Source organism: Tateyamaria sp., assembly GCF_039945315.1.
Classification (GTDB): Bacteria; Pseudomonadota; Alphaproteobacteria; order Rhodobacterales; family Rhodobacteraceae; genus Tateyamaria.
In genome coordinates, this window is record NZ_JBDUXB010000005.1 from 32,534 (window position 1) to 47,608 (window position 15,075).

Sequence of the window (15,075 nt, forward strand, 5' to 3'; positions counted from 1 at the left end):
ATCACTACGCAATTGTTGTGCTATATGGGACTTTACGACTGAACTAACCAGTTCAGATTACTTTTTTTACGCATTTTTCGCAATGGTGATCAAATGCCGGGCATCAGGCGTGTCTTTGTCGCTCTTGGCTTGGGCGCACGGGCGGGTTAAGAGGAGCGCGTAATCTGAACGGGCGTGGGCACAACGCGCCGAAAATCTGGGGAGCGCCGGGCGTGAGCGACACCGACAGTTTTATCGAAGAAGTCAACGAAGAAGTGCGGCGTGACCGCCTCTATGGCTACCTGCGCAAGTATGGCTGGATTGCTGCGCTAGTGATCATCGGGATCGTTGCCGCCGCCGGTTACAACGAATATCGCAAGGATCAGGAGACCGCCAAAGCGCAGGCTCTTGGGGATGCCATGTTGGCCGCTTTGTCGCGCAATGACGATGTAGCCCGCGCGAGCGCATTGGCCGATGTCACGAGCGAGACAGCCCAAGGTGCTGCGGTTCTTGCCTTTATGACCGCGGGTGCGCAGGCCGAAGCGGGCGAGACCGAAGAGGCCGCTCAAACTCTTGAAGCGGTGGCAGGCAATGGCGAAGTGCCGTTGATTTACCGTCAGGTGGCGTCGTTCAAATCGCTGATTCTGCAATCGGACAGCATGGATGCAGAACTGCGCCGCGCCGGATTCGAGGCGTTGTCCGCTCCGGGTGTGCGTCTGCGTTTGCTGGCCGAAGAGCAGTTGGCTTTGCTGGATGTTGAAGCCGGCGACACCGACTCCGCACTGGAACGGTTTCAGATGATCATGGACGATGCTGAAGTGACCTCAGGCTTGCAACGCCGTGCCCTACAGGCGATGGTGGCTTTAGGCGGCGCGCCGCAGGCCACCGAGACCGCCGAGGATGGGTGAGGGCACTGGCATGACAGAGCATGGCGCGACCAAAGGACGGTCTTTTGCGCGCAATCGGACCATTCTCGGTTTTGCCGTGATCACCCTGACAGTTCTGGCGGCCTGCGACGAACGCGAATTCATTCTGCCTGGCCCGCGTGAAGATGTGCGCTCTGTTCTGACGCAAGCAGACACGCCAGGTACGGACGAAGCTGAGACCGTGGCGGACGCCGCACGCGGCATTCAATTGCCCGCGCAAGTGTCAAACTCAGATGCCGCACAGAGCTTTGGCACCCAGGCTTTCCGCACGGATCATCCAAGCTTGGGGAAACCGCTGCGCCAGATTTTTGCCGTAGACATCGGTGAAGGCGACAGCCGCAAGCACCGCATTATCGCGGATCCTGTGGTGTCTGGCGGCCGCATCTTTACGCTGGATGCGCAAACCACTGTTACCGCCGTGTCGACATCAGGCGCGGTCCTGTGGCAACGCGATGTGTTGCCTGATGGTGCCGAAGAAGGTGATGCGACGGGTGGCGGCCTCGCCGTTGATGGCAACGTTGTTTATGTCTCCACCGGCTTTGGCGCCCTGACTGCACTTGAGGCCTCCACCGGGAATATCATCTGGGTCCAAGACCTTGAGGCGACAGGATCTGGCCGGCCCACGGTTTTTGGCGATCTGATCTATATTATGGCCGGGGACGACACTGGCTGGGCGTTGAACAAATCAGACGGTCGTCTGGCCTGGCAAATCACCGGATCAGACAGCCCGACAAACGTTCTTGGCGCGCCTGCACCAGTTGTTGTGGCCGGGCTGACCGTCTTTTCATTCGGCTCTGGTGAGATGCAGGCTGTGTTCAGCAAGGGTGGATTGCGCCGCTGGGATGCCTCCGTGCTGGGCGAACGCAAGGGACGGGCCTTGTCTAAGTACGATGATGTGACCGGGCGGCCCATTGCGGTAGGCAATGTAATCTATGCCGGAAACCAGTCAGGACGTACTGTGGCCGTAAATGCGCGCAGTGGTGCAAGGATTTGGACTGCAAGCGAGGGTGCGGTCGACACTGTTCTGCCTGTCGGCGGCAGCGTCTTCTTGGTCAGTGATCGCAACGAATTGCTGCGCCTTGATGCGAGCAATGGCGCGCGGGTCTGGGGAGCGTCATTGCCCGGTTTTGTGAACGTCAAGCAGGGGCGGCAAGCCGAGGTCTATGCCCAACACGGCCCCATTCTGGCCGGAGGGCGTTTGATCGTCGCTTCATCTGACGGACTAATGCGCAGCTTTGACCCTGTATCTGGTACTCTGATCGAGGCGACTGAGGTGCCAAATGGGGCGTCTACAGCGCCGGTCGTGGCCGGTCAGACGCTGTACCTCGTCGACCGCAAAGGGCAACTGGTCGCCTACCGCTAAGTAGCTGCCACCACTTTAGGTGCTTTTCGCGGGCGCCCAATTGGTCTATGTGCGCGACTCCTATCCGTTCGGACCTGACCCATGACCCTGACCCTCGCAATTGTCGGCCGCCCCAATGTGGGCAAATCGACTCTGTTCAACCGCCTTGTGGGCAAGCGCCTTGCGCTTGTCGACGATCAACCGGGCGTAACGCGCGATCTGCGCGAAGGAGCCGCACGGCTGGCTGATCTGCGCTTTACCGTGATTGACACGGCCGGGTTGGAAGAAGCGACGGATGACAGTTTGCAAGGGCGCATGCGACGCCTGACGGAGCGGGCGGTGGACATGGCCGATGTGTGCCTGTTCATGATCGACGCGCGCACCGGGGTGACGCCGACGGATGAGATTTTTGCAGACATCCTGCGCAAACGCTCTGCCCACGTTTTGTTAGCCGCCAACAAAGGCGAGGGCGCGGCGGCAGATGCGGGTGTGATCGAAGCCTATTCGCTTGGACTGGGTGAACCCATCCGCATGTCGGCTGAACATGGCGAGGGATTGAACGACCTGTATGTCCAGCTGCAGCCTCTGGCCGATCTCTACGCAGAAAAAGCCGCCGAAGAAGCGCCTGAGGTTGATGTGGACCTCGATGAAGAAGACGATGATCCGGACGCAATTCCTCAGCCCACCAACGCCAAGCCACTGCAGGTGGCCGTGGTCGGTCGTCCAAATGCGGGCAAGTCCACTCTGATCAACCAAATCGTTGGGGAAGATCGCCTGTTGACGGGGCCAGAGGCCGGGATCACTCGTGATGCGATTTCGCTGCGCACCGACTGGAACGGTACGCCGATGCGTATCTTTGACACCGCTGGCATGCGCAAAAAGGCCAAGGTGCAGGAAAAGCTGGAAAAGCTGAGCGTAGGCGACGGTCTGCGCGCGGTCAAATTTGCTGAAGTGGTTGTGGTGCTGCTGGATGCTGCCATTCCGTTTGAACAGCAAGACCTGCGCATCGCAGATCTGGCCGAACGGGAAGGGCGCGCTGTCGTCGTTGCCATCAACAAATGGGACGTCGAAGAGGACAAGCAGGCTAAGTTGCGAGATCTCAAGGAAAGCTTTGAGCGTCTGCTGCCGCAACTGAAAGGTGCTCCGCTAATCACGGTGTCTGCCAAGACAGGGCGGGGCATGGACCGCCTGCATGACGCCATCCTTCGGGCCTATGAGGTCTGGAACCGTCGGGTGAGTACGGCGCAGCTCAACCGTTGGCTAACTGGCATGCTCGAGGCGCACCCGCCGCCAGCGCCGCAAGGCAAGCGGATCAAGCTGCGCTACATGACCCAAGCCAAAACCCGCCCGCCGGGGTTCGTTGTGATGTGCAGTCATCCCGACAAAGTGCCCGAGAGCTATAACCGCTATCTTGTCAACGGCTTACGGCTGGACTTTGACATGCCGGGCACGCCCATCCGCATCTTTATGCGCGGCCAGAATGACGCCAACCCTTATAAGGGCCGCAAAAAAGCACCGCCCAGCAAATTGCGCAAACATACGAACGGGCGCCGCAGTTAACTGGAAGCCCGCGCGGCCCTGAGGGTGGGTGAAATCAGGGCGGCGCCACCGGCCAGTGCCAGCAACCCCACACCGGCAAAGCTGTTCTGAAACGCTATGGCGACCAGCGCCCAGATCACTGCGATGCCATAGGTGGGTGTATGGCCCAAAATCCATTGGACAGCCCACGCCAGCGCGATCGCAACACTGACCATGATCCAAGCTGTCGGGCCTTGTTCCAGAACTCCGTAGCCCGCCAGAAGCAAGCCAATGGCCACGCAACTCGCGGCACTTAACCATCCCGCATAAAGGCCAACCGGCCATGCCGCCGCCCATGCATCCGTGCGTGGGGAGCGCCATAGTGCCCAAAGTGCCGTGATCAGCATCACCCAGATCAATACTGTCGCCCAAACCGGGCTGCGCACCGCCACAGGCAACCAAACCGCACCGACCCCCAAGGACAGCGCCAAGGGCAGGCGCATGGCCATCCACTCGGGCGCAGTCCTGCGTTTCCATAGCCCAAAACCGGCCCCGACAATCAGCCATAGATAAATCACGCCCCAAATGGCAAACGCATAGCCTTCGGGCTGCACGGGCGGGTCAATCTGGGGCACCGGAAACTGGTCCGCATCAAAGCCGCCAAACCCCGGAACCCACAAGGGAGAGGCTGCAAAAGCGACCGCCAACAGCAAGACAATCAGGGGCATGGTATTCCACCGTTTACAATTTAAAGTAGTTCAGCGACGCTGTGCTTAGGCACTGTCTATTGCTTTCATATGTAATTCAAGGACTTGACCACACATGACTCGGATTGCGATTTTTTGTGATGGAACGTGGAATTCGCCTAAAATCCAGGAACCCACCAGTGTGCATAAACTAAAGCAGGCACTGGTGAGCGATCCAGCCCGGGGGCAGGTTGCCGCCTATTTTCAAGGGATTGGAACGGACGAGCGTTTTGATGGACGGGTGAAAAGGTTCCTCAACAAATGGGGTGGAGGCGCATTTGGCTGGGGCCTCGATGCGAAGGTCAAGCAGGCCTACCAGTTCATTGCGCAGGCCTATGAGCCCGGGGACGAGATTTATCTGTTTGGCTTTTCACGCGGGGCTTTTACAGCGCGGTCTGTTGCGGGAATGATCCGCAAATGTGGGATCATTGAAGACACAAGCACTGAAGGGATCAACGCGGCCTTCAAACTCTACCGCAAAAAGGGCCAACGAAACGCGCCCGATGCGCCACATATCCGTGAGGCGCGGCGCGAGATGTCGCCGCGTTTTGCGACCTCGGTGAGTGACATGACCTGGCGCAACGACACGTCGCGATTGGTGGCCATTGCTTACATTGGCGTTTGGGACACTGTAGGCGCGCGGGGCATCCCGCCCTCAGTGCTTGGACCCGTCGCCTCGCTTTGGAACCGGCAGTACAAGTTCCACGACATGAACCTGTCGAGCCTTGTGCAATCGGCCCGCCATGCGCTCGCGCTGGATGAGCGCCGTGTCCTTTACAAGCCTGCAAAATGGGACAATCTGGAAGGTGAGGGCGGGCTCAACGAAGGTGACACCGGCCCTCTGCGCGCCTATCAGCAGATGTGGTTTGTGGGCAATCACAGCATTGTAGGTGGGTCCGGGGCTGAACAGCCGCTGTCGATGATCCCGCTGGACTGGGTCGTACAGGGGGCGGGCCGGCTGACGCTTGAGCAGGGGGTCAAATTCCCACCCAGCGAACCGGATCCATTGGTGGATGCACCTGCGATCACACCCAAACGGTCTTTCTTGCAAAAATGGCGCCAAGGCCCGCTTAAGGAGTGGGAAACCCACGCCTCAGTGCGAGAAAGGTGGAAGGGGCGCGGTGACTATCGCCCCAAATCCTTGCGCATTTAGGCAAGCATACCGTCGCTGCCCAGCACCGTCTTGCCACCCAGATAGGGTGCAAGCACGTCCGGCAGTTTGACTGATCCGTCTACTTGCTGACCGTTTTCCAGCACCGCAATCAGGCAGCGCCCGACAGCAAGACCCGATCCGTTCAGCGTGTGCACGAATTGTGGCTTGCCGCCACCCTCGGGCTTGAAGCGGGCGTTCATGCGGCGCGCCTGAAAGTCACCGGTGGTAGAGACCGAGCTGATCTCTCGGTAGGCATCCTGCCCGGGCAACCACGCTTCGATGTCGTAAGTTCTGAGCGCCCCAAAGCCCATGTCCCCGGTGCAAAGCACGACCGTTCTGTAAGGAATTTCAAGCGTTTCCAGAATACCTTCAGCACAACGGAGCATCCGTTTCTGCTCGGCTTCGCTTTCGTCCGGGTGTGTGATCGACACCATTTCGACCTTCTCGAACTGGTGTTGGCGCAGCATGCCGGATGTGTCGCGGCCCGCGCTGCCTGCTTCAGAACGGAAGCAGACCGAATGGCAAGTCATCCGGATGGGAAGAGCGCTAGCATCGAGCACGTCACCAGCAACCGAGTAAGTCAGTGGCACTTCTGATGTGGGAATCAGCCACATTCCGTCTTCGGTGCGGTAGCTATCTTCGCCAAATTTCGGAAGTTTATCAGTGCCGTACATGGCTTCGTCGCGTACAAGGACGGGCGTGAATACTTCGGTCAGCCCGTTCTTGTCGACATGGGTGTCGAGCATGAACTGCGCCAGCGCACGATGGATGCGCGCAACGGCGCCTTTGCCAAACACAAAGCGGCTCCCAGAGATTTTGGCGGCTGTCTCAAAATCCATGGCGGGAGCGACGCTTGCCAGTTCGAAGTGTTCAAGAGGCTTGAAATCAAAGTCACGAGGGATACCCCAGCGCGTGACCTCGACATTGTCATCCTCGTCTGCGCCGTCCGGCACATCGTCTGCTGGCAGGTTGGGGATGTAGGCGAGCCGATCTGTGAGCTGTGCATCCAAAGCCTTTGCTTCGTCCTGCATCACACTGATTTCTTTTTTCTTTTCTGCGATGACGGCGCGCAGCCGTTCAAACTCTGCCTCCTCGCCACGGCCCTTGGCCGCACCAACTTCCTTGCTGGCTTTGTTTTGCTCGGCTTGCGCGGTTTCTGCTGCCAGAATCTTGGCGCGGCGTGCTTCATCAAGCGCAAGCAATTCGGACGACACCGGCGAGTCCCCACGTCGCGCGAGGGCGGCGTCGAAGGCTGCGGGATTTTCGCGGATGGCGCGGATGTCGTGCATGGTTTCTAACCTTTGGTCAGGGTGGATGTGTGGGGGTCATATGCCCGATTGTTGAGGCGCCGAAAAGGGGCGGAATGGCGATGCACAGAGCGTACACGCGGTGTGCACCACCTGTGCACCGCTTGGTGCATGTTTTTGGTCAATGCGGTGTTCAGTGTTTTGCTTGCCCCTCAGATGCGGCCAACCGACCAGAAACACAGCCCGTACCGGGTGGTTAACTGCGTAGCGGCCAGTTTCAGGGCGCATCCGAGCGATGGATTGCAATGTTGGTACGGCTCCATGGCCCGATGGACACCGCAATGGCGTCTCCACCGCTCTGAGACGACACGACTCCAACCAGTTCTGCTCCATCCGGGCCCAGTTGCAGCACTGGGCTACCTGAATTGCCCGAGATCACGCGGCATCCCAGCACAAACAGATCTGCCGCAGCTTTGCGAACTGGGCAGTCCGTGCGGCCAGACAGGCGATAAGGCGCAAGCCGGTGATATCCCAAAAGGGCAAGTGTGTCCTGCTGTGGGCGACCCAATGGAAGCGGGGTAATGTCTGTGATGGGGCTGTCGAGTTTCCACAAGCCGATGTCCGCTTCGGGTGAGTGCTGCCCGCTTTTTCGATAGTCAGGATGCCTGATCCGTTCGACAATGCGGCGGCTGGCGAAAACGGTACTGTTGAAGGCCCCTGCGAGAAACACGGTTTGTGCGTCGCGGTCTTTGGACGCTGTACCTCCAGCGCAATGCCCGGCCGTGAGCACAAGGTTCGGCGCCACCAGCGCGCCGGAGCAAAAACCACGGTTGGGATTTTTCGGATCAAAGACACGCCCGATCGCGGGCCAGTCGGCGGCCTTATCCTCTGGCAACGGAAGCATAGGAGTGAGGTGGCTTTCTGCGGCAACGGGCAGAGCGGCAAAGATGAAAAGCAGAATGCGCAGGATCATGGAACGCACGTTAGCGACCATTGCTGAAGTCGTCTATCGCACCATATTGTCGCGCGCTTTGGGTGGCGCAGGAGCCGGTTGTGCCCGGAAAGATCGGTCAGCCGTACCCTCAAAACGTCATTGCGCGACCAATTGGTCGTTGCACAGCCCTTTCCACCTTGCACCGCGCGCGCACCAACAATAGGTAATGCCAAAACTTGCGACGGGCGTGCTTGCCCCAAGACAAAAAGGACGCGACTTACATGGAAGCCTTTGCTCAGTTCGTACCCCTGATCCTCATCTTCGGGATCATGTATTTTCTGCTGATCCGCCCGCAGCAAAAGAAAGTGAAAGAACACGCCGCTATGGTCGGTGCGTTGCGCCGGGGGGATCAGGTTGTGACCCAAGGCGGCCTGATTGGCAAAGTGACCAAGGTCAAAGACGACAACGAGATCGAAGTTGAGGTGGCCGACGGCGTCAAAGTGCGTGTGGTACAGTCAACAATCGCACAAGTCCTTAGCAAGACCGAGCCTGCCAAGTAATGCTGCAGATCGAAGGGTGGAAACGGGTTCTGATCTGGGCGACAGTCGTCGCTGGTCTGATATTGGCGCTGCCAAACGGGTTTTACACCCGCGTTGAGGGGCACAATGACGCCGCCCAAGCCATAGAACTGGGCGCGGATACGCCAGAGAACCAGAGCGCCTTGGCGCAATGGCCGACTTGGATGCCGTCCTCTCTTGTGAATCTTGGCCTCGATCTGCGCGGCGGAGCGCATTTGCTTGCCGAAGTACAGGTTGCGGATGTGTATGCGTCCCGGATGGAGGCCAGCTGGCCCGAGATTCGCGACGCCTTGCGCCCCGAACGCAACACCGTTGGCACCATTCGCCTTCAACAGTCTGCTCCGGATGAGTTGCGCGTGCGCATTTCTGAAGAAAGCGGCATGCAGCGCGCCTTGCAGATTGTGCGGTCCCTGGCCGTACCAGTCCAGACCCTGACGGGTGTCGGGGCAAATGATATCGAGGTACGCGCGGACGGCACCAACGTGATCGTCGTTACGCTCAGCGATGCCGAAAAGCTTGCAAGCGATGAACGCACGGTCCAGCAATCTCTTGAGATCGTACGCCGTCGTATCGACGAGGTCGGCACGCGCGAACCAACGATCCAACGTCAGGGGGCCGATCGAATTTTGATTCAGGTGCCAGGGATTGGGTCGGCTGCCGAGTTGAAAGCGATCATTGGCACGACGGCGCAGTTGACTTTTAACCCGGTGGTTAGCCGGACTGCGGATCCGGACCAGTCACCAGGGCTTGGGAACAAGCTTGTTCCGTCGCTGGACGAACCCGGTCAGTTCTATGTGATCGAGAGTGCGCCTGTGGTCACTGGCGAAGACCTGGTCGATGCTCAGCCTGCTTTTGACCAGAACGGCAATCCAGCGGTGAACTTCCGGTTCAACACATCCGGTGCGCGGTCGTTTGGGGACTATACAGCCGAAAATATCGGATCACCCTTTGCCATTGTGCTGGATGATGAGGTGGTGAGTGCCCCCGTGATCCAGAGCCACATTCCGGGCGGGTCAGGGATCATCACAGGCAACTTTGATGTCGAAGAGTCCACCAATCTGGCCGTTTTGCTGCGGGCTGGGGCCTTGCCGGCGGAACTGACCTTCCTTGAAGAACGCACCATTGGACCTGAACTGGGCCAGGACAGTATCGATGCGGGCAAGGTGGCGACTATGGTCGCCTTTGCCGCGGTGCTGGTCTTTATGTTCCTGAGCTATGGGCTGTTTGGAATCTTTGCCAATATTGCGCTGATTGTGAATATCGGGCTGATCTTTGGTCTTTTGTCCCTGATTGGGGCGACGCTGACACTGCCAGGTATTGCGGGGATCGTGTTGACAGTGGGGATGGCGGTGGATGCCAACGTGCTGATCTTTGAGCGTATTCGCGAAGAGCTGAAATCGGCTCGTGGTCCGGCGCGCGCTATTGAACTTGGCTATGAAAAGGCGCTGTCGGCCATTTTGGATGCCAACATCACCACATTCATTACGGCCGTGATCCTGTTTGCCATGGGGTCGGGCCCTGTACGCGGGTTTGCGATAACCTTGGGGCTGGGGATCATGACATCCGTGTTCACGGCGATCTTCGTGACCCGCCTTTTGCTGGTCATGTGGTTTGAACGCCGCCGCCCGAAAACGATTGAGGTCTGAGCGATGCGTTTGAAACTGATCAAACAGGGTACGACCTATGACTTCTTTTCCCGCTGGAAGATCTGGCTGGGGATATCGGCACTGCTGGTCATCCTCGGCTTTGTGTCTTTCGCCATTCAGGGCCTGAACTTTGGGATAGATTTCCGTGGCGGGACTACAATCCGCACCGAGAGCACGCAAGCCGTCGACATTGGGGTTTACCGCGATGCGATGACCCCGCTGGAACTGGGCGATATCTCGATAACCGAAGTGTTTGACCCCACGTTTGACGAAGATGAGAACGTGGCGATGATCCGCATTCAGGCGCAAGACGGGCAGGAAGCGGTGACGCCCGAGACCATTTTTGCCGTTGAAGCAGCGATGAAAGAGGCTGTGCCGGACATCAAGTTCGTCTCTGTCGAATCCGTTGGGCCGAAAGTGTCGGGCGAGTTGATCCAGACGGCGGCACTGGCCGTGATCTTGGCCATCGCGGCGGTTCTGATCTACATCTGGCTTCGCTTTGAATGGCAGTTTGCGCTGGGGGCTGTGGCGGCCCTTGTTCATGACGTGATCCTGACCATTGGCGTGTTTTCCGAACTGCAGATCAAGTTCGATCTGGCCATTATTGCAGCCCTTCTGACGATCGTGGGCTACAGCCTTAACGACACGGTGGTTGTGTTTGACCGCGTGCGGGAGAACCTGCGCAAGTACAAGAAACGCCCCCTCAACGAAGTGCTCAACATTTCGATCAACGAGACGCTGAGCCGAACGTTGATGACCTCTGTGACCACGCTGCTGGCGCTAATCTCACTATATGTGCTTGGCGGCGACGTGATCCGCGGATTCGTGTTCGCGATGATCTGGGGCGTAATCGTAGGGACCTACAGTTCCGTCTTTGTCGCTTCGACCATCCTGTTGTGGCTTGGGGTCAAGCGCAACTGGGACAAGCCGGATGCCAATGCAGGCAACCAATACGCCAACATAGATGCCTGAATTGATCGCCTCGGCCCTGGCCTTGCCGGGGCTGTGGTGGTTGCTGGGGGCGATTGTAATGGCCGGCCTCGTGCGCGGTTTCACCGGCTTTGGGTCGGCCATGATCATCATGCCCGTGGCCAGTTCGGTGCTGGGCCCCTTTGCAGCACTTGCGTTTCTCACTGTTGTGGAGTTCTGGGGACCTTTGCCCAATCTGCGCGCGGCATGGCGTACAGGTGACGCGCGCGAGGTGGCATTGTTGCTGGGGGGCGCTGCGCTGACCTTGCCGCTGGGCCTTTGGTCGCTGTCGCAGCTTGAACCTGCGGTTTTTGGATGGGCCGTTTCCGTTGTTGTGTTGGTGCTTCTTGTGCTGGTGATGACGGGCTGGCGTTATTCGGGTCGGCTTAGCCATTCCAGTACTTTCGGAGTAGGTGGCGTTGGTGGATTCCTGGGCGGCCTCGTCGGCGTGCCGGGGCCGCCCGTGATCATGCTCTACATGGCCAGTGCAATGCCTATCGCTACGATCCGTGCCAACTTTCTTTTGTACCTTCTGGGCATTGATGTTCTGATGATTGCCATTTTTGCAGCCACAGGTTTGTTGGACCTGCTGGCGATTACGGTGGGGTTGGTCTGCGTGCCGGTTTACATGTGCGCCAACGTGTTGGGCGCATGGCTGTTTGATCCAAAGGCAGAACGACTTTTTCGCAGCGTGGCCTATATCGTCATTGCACTGTCCGCTATTGTGGGTCTGCCCGTCTGGAGTTGAGCGATATGCGTCTGAATGAGATCACCTATACCGATGCCAAACCTGTAGAGGGTTACGGCCCCGGGTTTTTTCGCATTGGCGGTGAAGTGATACAGGGCGCGGTGCTGACCGGGCCCAAAGGAACCGGGCCGTGGGGTGGGTTGGAGGCGCCAGAGGACCTTTTGGATCTCTCGGGCGTCGTAGATGTGCTGTTTCTTGGCACGGGCGCTGAGATTGCGCATATCCCGGCCGATCTGCGCACAGCGCTGGACGGCGCTGGTATTGGGGTCGAGGTGATGTCGTCGCCATCTGCGGCGCGTACGTACAATGTGCTTTTGAGCGAAGGGCGCCGAGTTGCTCTTGCAATGCTGCCTGTTTGAGCCTTTGCAGGGGGCAGGCCGACGGTGCGTGCGCACTTCCCACGGAGTCCGTTTTGCAAGATGAAGTTGGATCGAGGGCTTTTGTGAGCAGCCTCAATCCGTTAGCGATGATGCCATGGACCTGACTGTTTCTGATCTGGCTGTGGGACGCGCGGGCGTTCCGGTGTTGGCGGGGCTGAATTTTGCGCTGTCTTCAGGCCGTGCACTGGTGCTGCGTGGGCCAAATGGGGCGGGCAAGACCACGTTGTTGCGCACCGTTGCAGGCTTGCAGCCGCCCATGGCAGGGCATCTCGCCGGCGCAGAAGATCGCGTGGCCTATGGTGCCCATGCGGACGGTTTGAAGGCTGCGTTGACCGTGACAGAGAACCTGCGGTTCTGGGGCGCCGTCTTTGGCCAACGCGACATTGAGGGCGCTTTGCGTGCCTTCGATCTAGAGGCTCTTGCGGACCGGCGGGCTGCATCTTTGTCGGCTGGACAAAAGCGGCGTCTGGGACTGGCCCGGATGGTGGTCACGGGGCGCCCGGTCTGGGTGCTGGACGAGCCGACGGTGTCACTGGATGCGGTCTCTGTCGGGTTGTTTGCGGATGCGGTGCGTGCGCATCTGAACGGGGGTGGTTCAGCCCTGATTGCCACCCATATCGAACTTGGACTGGACGCGGATGTGCTGGATGTCACCCCGTTTCGTGCTGCTGCCGAAACGATGGCCCATGCGGATGAGGCGTTCTTGTGAGAGCGCTGTTTGTCCGCGACCTGACGCTGGCCTTGCGCGCCGGGGGGGGATTTGGCCTTGGGCTTGCGTTTTTCCTGATCGTGGTTGTGCTGGTGCCGTTTTCGGTTGGCCCGGCGCCGGACCTGTTGGCGCGTATCGCGCCGGGGGTGTTGTGGCTGGGGGCGCTGCTGGCGTGTCTGTTGTCTCTGGACCGGTTGCTGGCCGTGGATTTTGAGGATGGCGCGTTGGATTTGCTCGCAACCTCGCCCTTGCCACTGGAGGGCGTTGTGGCGGTCAAGGCGGCCGCCCATTGGGTGACCACGGGCCTACCGCTGGTGCTGGCGGCCCCTGTGTTGGGCGTGCTGCTCAACCTTGCGCCTGAAGGATACAGCGTACTGGTGGTGAGCCTTGCGCTTGGCACACCGGCGCTGTCGATGATCGGGGCCTTTGGTGCTGCACTGACGGTGGGGATCAAGCGGGGTGGGTTGCTGATGTCCCTGTTGGTTCTGCCGCTTTATGTGCCGACGTTGATCTTTGGGGCAGAGGCGGCGCGGCGTGCGGCGCAAGGGCTAGATGCAAGCACCCCTTTGCTGTTTGTTGCGGGGATCACAGCAGCGGTTCTGGCCCTGATGCCCTTTGCCGCAGGGGCTGTGCTGCGCGTGAACCTCAGATAACGCGCATTTTGATTGAGATGGCTGCGGCGAAGATTTAGGTAAGACATATGTCACTTTGGGAATATGCTAATCCGGTCAAGTTCTTGGCCTTAAGCGAACGGGTCATGCCGTGGCTCTGGGTGTCGTCCGGTATTTGCCTTGCCGTCGGTTTGATCTGGGGCTTTTTCTTTACCCCGGATGACTTCCGTCAAGGGTCCACCGTCAAGATCATCTACCTGCATGTGCCCTCGGCTTTGATGGCGATCAACGCGTGGTTCATGATGCTTGTCGCTTCACTGATCTGGATTGTGCGGCGGCACCATGTGTCTGCGCTGGCTGCGCGCGCAGCGGCCCCCGTAGGGGTGGTGATGACGCTGATCGCACTGTTTACCGGTGCGATCTGGGCCCAACCGATGTGGGGGACGTGGTGGGCATGGGATCCGCGCCTGACTTCGTTCCTGATCCTGTTCCTGTTCTATCTTGGCTACATCGCCTTGTGGGAGGCAATTGAAGATCCGGACACGGGCGCTGACCTGACTTCGATCCTGTGTCTCGTGGGGACTGTGTTTGCTGTGCTGTCGCGTTATGCGGTCAACTTTTGGAACCAGGGGCTTCACCAGGGAGCCTCGTTGAGTCTCGACAAAGAAGAGAACGTGGCGGACGTGTTCTATCAACCGCTGCTGGTGTGTATCGCAGGCTTTGTTCTGCTGTTCCTCGCGCTGGTCTTGTATCGGACGGGCACCGAAATTCGGGTGCGTCGGACACGGGCGCTGATCGCCCGCGAAGGGCGCAAATTGGAGCAGGGGGCATGATGCCTGATCTGGGCAAATACGCGGACGCCGTCCTGTCAGCCTATGCGGTATCTATCGTATTGCTGGTCGCGATTGTCGGCTTTAGCCTGTGGCGCGGACGTCGCGTCCGTGCAGCTATGCGTGACGTAGAAAACCGGACCAAAAACAATGGCTAAGCTGTCGCCTTTGATGTTGGCACCCATCGGTATCTTTGCCGGGTTCGTGGCGCTTGCGGCTGTGGGGATGTTTCGTGACAACCCGCGTGAATTGCCATCAACCCGGTTGGGCCAACCCGCGCCCGAATTGACTGAAGAAACGCTTGGCGATTTTCCGGGCGTGACCCGCGAGATGCTGGCGAGCGGCGAGGTGACCCTGGTCAACTTCTGGGCCTCGTGGTGCCCACCGTGCCGGGCGGAACACCCCAAGCTGCTGGAGATGGCTGCCGCGGGAATTCCGATCGTTGGTGTGAATTTCCGCGACACGGAAAACGCGGCGCGCGGTTACCTTGATGATGATGGGAACCCGTATGTTGGCGTGGCCTTTGATCCTGCAGGTCGTTCTGCCATTGACTGGGGGGTCACCGCACCGCCAGAGACATTTATTCTGGGGCGGGATGGCACGGTACTGTACCGCTTTATTGGCCCGCTTGTGGGGTCGGATTACGAAAACCGGTTTGTAACAGCATTCGAAGAGGCGGGCGCAAAAAAATAGCGCCCGCACACCGAAGTGTACGAGCGCGATACGTGCTGAAAAGTCTTTAAGCTATGCTTTGTTTAA

Annotated in this window: 17 protein-coding genes; 14 read left to right on the top strand and 3 right to left on the bottom strand. The window is 59.0% G+C overall.

All coding sequences use genetic code 11. From position 1 onward, the window contains the following. Window positions 1-212: 212 nt before the first annotated feature. The 3 genes from ABJD00_RS01675 (at window position 213) to der (ending at window position 3,807) form a co-directional block, all read left to right on the top strand. Window positions 213-887 carry a tetratricopeptide repeat protein gene (locus ABJD00_RS01675; protein ID WP_413836016.1) on the top strand — a complete coding sequence of 225 codons (675 nt, stop codon included), beginning with the start codon at window positions 213-215 and terminating at the stop codon, window positions 885-887. 10 nt (window positions 888-897) lie between these two features. Then, complete coding sequence (locus tag ABJD00_RS01680; RefSeq protein ID WP_413836013.1) at window positions 898-2,268, top strand: PQQ-binding-like beta-propeller repeat protein; 1,371 nt, start codon at window positions 898-900, stop codon at window positions 2,266-2,268. A gap of 81 nt (window positions 2,269-2,349) precedes the next feature. Beyond that, on the top strand, window positions 2,350-3,807 hold the full coding sequence (gene der, locus ABJD00_RS01685; RefSeq protein WP_413836010.1) for a ribosome biogenesis GTPase Der: 1,458 nt from the start codon (window positions 2,350-2,352) through the stop codon (window positions 3,805-3,807). Here der and ABJD00_RS01690 read toward each other — a convergent pair. Further along, entirely contained in the window at window positions 3,804-4,493 is a 690-nt protein-coding gene (locus tag ABJD00_RS01690) for a hypothetical protein (RefSeq protein ID WP_413836007.1), read from the bottom strand. The genes der and ABJD00_RS01690 overlap by 4 nt on opposite strands. 94 nt (window positions 4,494-4,587) lie before the next feature. Here ABJD00_RS01690 and ABJD00_RS01695 point away from each other — a divergent pair, with 94 nt between their 5' ends. Then, the gene (locus ABJD00_RS01695; protein WP_413836005.1) at window positions 4,588-5,664 is read left to right on the top strand and encodes a DUF2235 domain-containing protein; all 1,077 of its coding nucleotides are present in this window, start codon (window positions 4,588-4,590) and stop codon (window positions 5,662-5,664) included. On the opposite strand, the gene serS is transcribed toward ABJD00_RS01695, so the two are convergent. Together serS and ABJD00_RS01705 are read right to left on the bottom strand one after the other, a co-directional pair. Continuing rightward, window positions 5,661-6,953, bottom strand: a complete 1,293-nt coding sequence (gene serS / locus ABJD00_RS01700; protein WP_413836002.1) for a serine--tRNA ligase — start codon at window positions 6,951-6,953, stop codon at window positions 5,661-5,663. The genes ABJD00_RS01695 and serS overlap by 4 nt on opposite strands. A gap of 235 nt (window positions 6,954-7,188) precedes the next feature. Beyond that, window positions 7,189-7,884, bottom strand: a complete 696-nt coding sequence (locus tag ABJD00_RS01705; protein ID WP_413836000.1) for a trypsin-like serine peptidase — start codon at window positions 7,882-7,884, stop codon at window positions 7,189-7,191. A gap of 242 nt (window positions 7,885-8,126) precedes the next feature. Between ABJD00_RS01705 and yajC the strand changes: the two genes are divergently transcribed. The 10 genes from yajC to ABJD00_RS01755 all read left to right on the top strand — a co-directional run bounded on the left by yajC (window position 8,127) and on the right by ABJD00_RS01755 (window position 15,009). Continuing rightward, window positions 8,127-8,405 (top strand): preprotein translocase subunit YajC, encoded by a 279-nt coding sequence (gene yajC / locus ABJD00_RS01710; RefSeq protein ID WP_108838952.1) that lies wholly within the window; start codon window positions 8,127-8,129, stop codon window positions 8,403-8,405. Beyond that, entirely contained in the window at window positions 8,405-10,069 is a 1,665-nt protein-coding gene (gene secD / locus ABJD00_RS01715) for a protein translocase subunit SecD (protein WP_413835996.1), read from the top strand. The genes yajC and secD overlap by 1 nt, the downstream gene beginning before the upstream one ends. A gap of 3 nt (window positions 10,070-10,072) precedes the next feature. Continuing rightward, window positions 10,073-11,041 carry a protein translocase subunit SecF gene (gene secF, locus ABJD00_RS01720; RefSeq protein ID WP_413835994.1) on the top strand — a complete coding sequence of 323 codons (969 nt, stop codon included), beginning with the start codon at window positions 10,073-10,075 and terminating at the stop codon, window positions 11,039-11,041. Beyond that, complete coding sequence (locus ABJD00_RS01725; RefSeq protein WP_413835991.1) at window positions 11,034-11,786, top strand: TSUP family transporter; 753 nt, start codon at window positions 11,034-11,036, stop codon at window positions 11,784-11,786. The genes secF and ABJD00_RS01725 overlap by 8 nt, the downstream gene beginning before the upstream one ends. Before the next feature lie 5 nt (window positions 11,787-11,791). After that, complete coding sequence (locus tag ABJD00_RS01730; protein WP_413835989.1) at window positions 11,792-12,145, top strand: Mth938-like domain-containing protein; 354 nt, start codon at window positions 11,792-11,794, stop codon at window positions 12,143-12,145. Between the two features lie 115 nt (window positions 12,146-12,260). Continuing rightward, the gene (gene ccmA, locus ABJD00_RS01735; protein ID WP_413835986.1) at window positions 12,261-12,875 is read left to right on the top strand and encodes a heme ABC exporter ATP-binding protein CcmA; all 615 of its coding nucleotides are present in this window, start codon (window positions 12,261-12,263) and stop codon (window positions 12,873-12,875) included. After that, a complete protein-coding gene (gene ccmB, locus ABJD00_RS01740) occupies window positions 12,872-13,528 on the top strand; it encodes a heme exporter protein CcmB (protein WP_413835984.1) in 657 nt (218 codons plus the stop codon). The genes ccmA and ccmB overlap by 4 nt, the downstream gene beginning before the upstream one ends. 47 nt (window positions 13,529-13,575) lie before the next feature. Next, window positions 13,576-14,319: a heme ABC transporter permease gene (locus ABJD00_RS01745; RefSeq protein ID WP_413835981.1), complete on the top strand. Its 744-nt coding sequence runs from the start codon at window positions 13,576-13,578 to the stop codon at window positions 14,317-14,319. After that, a complete protein-coding gene (gene ccmD, locus ABJD00_RS01750; RefSeq protein ID WP_413835978.1) occupies window positions 14,316-14,474 on the top strand; it encodes a heme exporter protein CcmD in 159 nt (52 codons plus the stop codon). The genes ABJD00_RS01745 and ccmD overlap by 4 nt, the downstream gene beginning before the upstream one ends. Further along, window positions 14,467-15,009 (top strand): DsbE family thiol:disulfide interchange protein, encoded by a 543-nt coding sequence (locus ABJD00_RS01755; RefSeq protein ID WP_413835975.1) that lies wholly within the window; start codon window positions 14,467-14,469, stop codon window positions 15,007-15,009. The genes ccmD and ABJD00_RS01755 overlap by 8 nt, the downstream gene beginning before the upstream one ends. Window positions 15,010-15,075 lie beyond the last annotated feature (66 nt).